Source organism: Corallococcus exercitus (assembly GCF_003611585.1).
Taxonomy (GTDB): Bacteria; Myxococcota; Myxococcia; order Myxococcales; family Myxococcaceae; genus Corallococcus; species Corallococcus exercitus.
The window spans coordinates 1-5,327 of sequence record NZ_RAVW01000555.1 but is presented as its reverse complement, the minus strand read 5'-3'; the positions used below and the strand labels follow the sequence as shown (position 1 = coordinate 5,327).

Here is a 5,327-nt window from a genome sequence, read left to right as displayed (position 1 = left end):
GAAGCGACCAGCAGGTGAAGGTGAGAGGCTTCCGGATTGAGCTGGGAGAGATTGAGGCGGCGCTGGGGCTCAAGGCGGGGGTGAAGGCGGCGGTGGTGGTGGCGCGCAAGGACGCGCATGGAGAGACGGCGCTGGTGGGGTATGTGGTGCCGGAGGGCAGTGGACCTTCGGCGGCGGAGATGCGCGAGCACCTGAAGACGCGGCTGCCGGAGTACATGGTGCCGGCGCAGTTCGTGATGCTGGGGGCGCTGCCGCTGACGGAGAACGGCAAGCTCGACCGCCGCGCCCTTCCGGCGCCCGTGGCGGACATGGCGGACGGATCCGGGCACACGCCTCCGCACGATGACGTCGAGGCCCGCCTGTGCGGCATCTTCCAGAAGGTGCTGGGCACCCCCGTGGGGATCCACGACGACTTCTTCCAGCGCGGGGGCCACTCGCTGATGGCCACGCGCGCGGTCGCGGCCATCCGCGAGACGTTCGGGGTCGAGTTCCCCGTGAGCCGCCTCTTCGAATCACCCACGGTGGCGGGCGTGGCCCAGGCGCTGGGGGAGGTGAAGGTCCGGACGCCCCTGAAGCCGCTGGTGCCCGTGCCGCATGACGACGGCGCTCCGCTCACGTCCTCGCAAGAGCGCCTCTGGTTCCTGCACCAGCTGGATCCGTCCTCCAGTGCGTACCACTGTCCCGGAGCGCTGCGGCTCACCGGAGCGCTGGACGTGGCAGCGCTGGAGTGGGCCTTCGAGCGCATCGTCCAGCGGCATGAGTCGCTGCGCACGCGGCTGGTGTCGCGGGACGGACGCGCGGTGCAGCTCGTGGAGCCCACCCTGGCGGTGCCGCTCACGCAGGTGGACCTGACGCACGTTCCCGTGGCCGCGCGCGAGGAGGAGCTGTCGCGACGGGCTCGCGCGGAGGCGGAGCGCCCGTTCGACCTGGAGCAGGGCCCGCTGGTGCGTCTGTCATTGATGCGGATGGCGCCGGAGGACCACCTGCTGGTGGCGGTGATGCACCACTGCGTCTCCGACGGCGGCTCCGTGGGCCTGCTCCTGCGCGAACTGGCTTCGCTCTATCGCTCCCGTGTGAGCGGGCAGACGCCAGTGCTTCCGCCGCTGACCGTGCAGTACGCGGACTTCGCCGTGTGGCAGCGGGAGACCCGGACGGACGCGGCGCTCGGGCCCGCGCTGGAGCACTTCCGTTCGCGGCTGGAGGGGGCTCCGCCGCTCCTGGAGCTTCCCACCGACCGGCCGCGTCCGGCGGTGCAGAGCTACCGGGGCGCGGAAGTCACCTTCACGCTGCCCCCGGCGCTGGTGTCCTCGCTCCAGTCGCTGTGCCGCGAGGAGGAGGCCACCCTCTTCATGGCCGGCCTCACCGCGTTCCAGGTGCTGATGCACCGCTACTCGCGCCAGGACGACGTGGTGGTGGGCATGCCCGTCGCGGGCCGCACGCACGGCGAGGTGCAGGACCTCATCGGCTTCTTCGCCAACACGCTCGTGCTGCGAAGCCGCGTCCTGGACGCACCGTCCTTCCGCGTCCTCCTGCGGCGCACGCGCGAGGAGGTGCTGGGCGCGCTCGACCATCAGGACCTGCCCTTCGAGACGCTGGTGGACGCGCTCCGGCCGGAGCGCAGCCTGAGCCGCACGCCGCTCTTCCAGGTGATGTTCGACCTGAACGAGGAGCCGGTGTCCCCCCCGTCGCTTCCCGGCCTTCGCGCCGAGCTGGTCCCGCTGCAACGGGGCTCGGCCCACTTCGATCTGGCGCTCACGCTGGACGTGCGGGACGGAGGCCTCACGGGCGTCGCCGAGTACGCCACGGACCTGTTCGACGCCGGGACGGTGCGGCGGATGATGGAGCACTTCCGCACGCTGCTCGAAGGCCTGGTGGCCCGGCCGGAGGAGCCCGTGTCGCGCGTCGCGCTGCTGTCCCCGGCCGCGCGCGAGCAGGTACTGGCGCTGGCGGGTGGACCTTCCCTGCCGCTTCGCGACGTCTGCGCGCACGAGCTGTTCCTCGAACAAGCGCTGGCGGCGCCGGACGCGGTCGCGGTCGGGATGGGGGAGGACACCCTCTCCTACGCACAGCTCGCGGAGCGCGCGGACTCGCTCGCGAGGGTGCTGGTGTCCTCGGGCGTGCGGCAGGGCGAGCGCGTGGGCGTGGTGTGCGAACGCTCTCTGGAGCGGGTGGTCGCGCTCCTCGCCGTTCTTCGCGCGGGCGCGGTGTACGTCCCGTTCGATCCGGCACAGCCCCGGGAGCGCCTGGCGCGGCTGGGCGAGCAGGCGCGGTGGCGGATGGTGCTGACCCAGCGTGCGCTGGCGCCGGAGCTGGAAGGCCTGGCGCCGCTCGTGCTCTTGGACGCGCCGCCGCCGTCCGTGGACGTGCCGCTGCCCCGGGCCTCGCTGGACGCGCCCGCGTACCTCCTGTTCACGTCCGGTTCGACGGGCGTGCCCAAGGGCGTGCTCGTGGGCCACCGCTCCCTCACCAACTACCTGCAGTGGCTGGGCGCGGAGTTCCGGCTGTCGCCGGAGGACCGGATGCTCGCCTTCGCATCGCCGGGCTTCGACGTGTCGGTGGCGGAGCTGCTGGCCCCGCTGAGCCGGGGCGCTCGCGTGGTGATGGCATCCCCCGGGGCGGTGGATCCGGACAGCCTGGCGCGGCTCATCGCCGGGCAGGGCGTGACGGTGCTGGAGTCGGTGCCGTCCCTGCTGGCGCTGCTGCTGGAGGTCCCGGCATTCACGGAGGCCTCGGCCCTGCGGCTGGTGTTCTGCGGCGGCGAGGCCCTGTCCCTGGAGCTGGCCGAGCGGTTCCACGCGCGGCTCGGCGCGACGTTGATCAACGCGTACGGCCCCACGGAGGCCACGGTGGATGCCGCGATGGCGGTGTGCCCGCGCGGTGCGCTCCGCACGCCCATTGGCAGGCCCGTGGCGAACACGTGGGTGCACGTGCTGGACAGCCACCTGGAGCCGCTGCCGGTGGGCATGGTGGGGGAGCTGGCCATCGAGGGCGCGGCGTTGGCGCTCGGGTACCTCGACAGCCCGGAGCTGACGTCGGAGCGGTTCGTGGCCTCGCCGTTCTCCCGGAACGGCGCGCGGCTGTATCGCACGGGGGACCTGGGTCGCAGGCTCGAGGACGGCCAGGTGGAGTTCATGGGCCGCGCGGATGATCAGGTGAAGGTCCGCGGCTTCCGCATCGAGCCCGCGGAGGTGGAGGCCGTGCTGCGCGCCCACGCGGACGTGCGTGAGGCAGCGGTCGTGCTGCGGGAGGACCGCGCGGGAGTGCGGCGGCTGGTGGCCTATGTCGTCCCGGCCGCGGGCGCGAACCCGGGCGCGGCCGTGCTGCGCCGTCATCTGTCGCGCTCGCTGCCGGAGTACATGGTCCCGCATGCGTTCGTTGCGCTCGATGCGCTCCCGCGTTCGGCGGCCGGGAAGGTCGACCGGCGGGCCCTGCCCGCGCCGGACCGGATGCGGCCCGAGCTGGGCGAGGACTACGCGGCGCCGGCCACCGCGACGGAGCGCAAGCTGGCCTCCCTCTTCGCGGGCGTGGTGGGGCTGGACCGGGTGGGCGTCCGGGACAACTTCTTCGAGCTGGGTGGAGACTCCATCCTGGCCGTCCAGGTGGCGTCGCGCGCCCGGAGCGCGGGCATCGCGTTCGAGGTACGCCAGCTCTTCCAGCACCCGAACGTCGCGGAGCTGGCGGCGCTCATCGATCGCGAGTCGCCGTCCCGCCAGGACGCACCGGCGTTGCCAGTGGAAGTCCAGGCGGAGCGCGCGCGGCTGCTGGAGGCACGCCCGGAGCTGGAGGACGCGTATCCGCTGGCGCCCATGCAGGTGGGCATGCTGTTCCGCACCCTGCTGGAGCCCAGGTCCGGGGCCTACGTGGAGCAGTTCCACTGCGTCCTGGAGGGAGCGCTGGACGCGGCGGCGTTCGAGGCGGCCTGGCGCCACGTGCTGGCGCGCAATCCGCTCCTGCGGACGTCCTTCCTCTGGGAGGGCGTGGCGGATCCCCTCCAGGTCGTCCACCGCGAGGTGCCCCTCCAGGTGGCGCAGGAGGACTGGAGCACCGTCGCCCCGGAGGCGGGGGCCGGGCGGCTGGAAGCCTTCCTCCTCGCGGACCGGGAGCAGGGCTTCGACCTCTCGCGGCCTCCGGCGATGCGGCTGATGCTCCAGCGGCTGGGCCCCGCGCGGCACCGGTTCGTCTGGACGCAGCACCACATCCTGCTGGACGGCTGGTGCATGGCGCTGCTGTTCCGCGAGCTGCTCGACACCTACGCGTCGCTGTCGCGTGGGGCGGACGCGCCGGGCTTCGACGCGGGCCGGCCCTACCGCGACTTCATCGCGTGGCTCGCGTCCAGGCCCGCCGCCGCGGATGAGGCGTACTGGAAGACGTCGCTGCGGGGCTTCCACACCCCCACGCCGTTGGCCATTGACCGGCCGCCGCGGACGCAGGACGCGCGCAAGGTGTATCGCACGCGGGAGCTCGTGCTCGACGCGGCGGCGGCCGCAAGCCTCCAGGAGCGCATCCGCCGCAACCGGCTGACGCTGTCCGCGGTGGTCCAGGGGGCCTGGGCGCTGCTGCTGCACCGCTACACGGGCGAGGACGACGTCGTCTTCGGCGCGACGTTCTCCGGACGCTCCGCGCCGCTCGCGGGCGTCGAGTCGATGCTGGGCCTCTTCATCAACACGCTCCCGGTCCGCGTCCATGTCCGTGACGACCTGCGCGTGGGGGAGTGGCTCGCGGGCCTGCTCCAGGCGCACGCGGAGCGGCAGCGCCACGAGCACACGTCGCTCCTGCAGATCCAGGCGTGGAGCGGACTGCCGCGCCGCACGGCGCTCTTCGAGAGCATCGTCGCGGTGGAGAACTACCCGATGGATCCCGCGCTCCTGTCCGGAGCGGGAGGCTTCCGGGTCCGCGACGTGCACATGGCCGAGCACAACGAGTATCCGCTCACGCTCTTCGTGCGTCCCGGTGACGGCTTGAAGCTGGAGTGGGTCTACGACACCGCGCGCTTCGACGACGTGGCCATCGAGCGGATGGCGAGCCACCTGCGCACGGCCCTCGAGGAGCTCCTGGGCAAGCTGGACCGCCCGCTGCGCGACGTGGGCATCCTCGCGCCTGGGGAGCGGAGCGCGCTCCTGGGACGCACCGTGCAGCGCTCCTTCCCCAGCGACGCGCTCCTTCACCAGTGGTTCGAGAGACAGGTGGAGAAGACGCCAGACGCAGTGGCGGTGAAGTACGGGCGGGAGGCGGTGAGCTACGGGGAGCTGAACCGGCGGGCGAACCGGCTGGCGCACGCGCTGAGGAAGAAGGGCGTGGGGCCGGAGGTGGTGGTGGGGTTGGTGGCG

General features: G+C 72.8%; 1 protein-coding gene. It reads left to right on the top strand.

Annotation, left to right across the window (positions count from 1 at the left end):
* Nucleotides 1-20: 20 nt before the first annotated feature.
* On the top strand, nt 21-5,327 hold a 5,307-nt coding region (locus D7W79_RS38375; protein WP_158617156.1), incomplete at its 3' end, for a non-ribosomal peptide synthetase.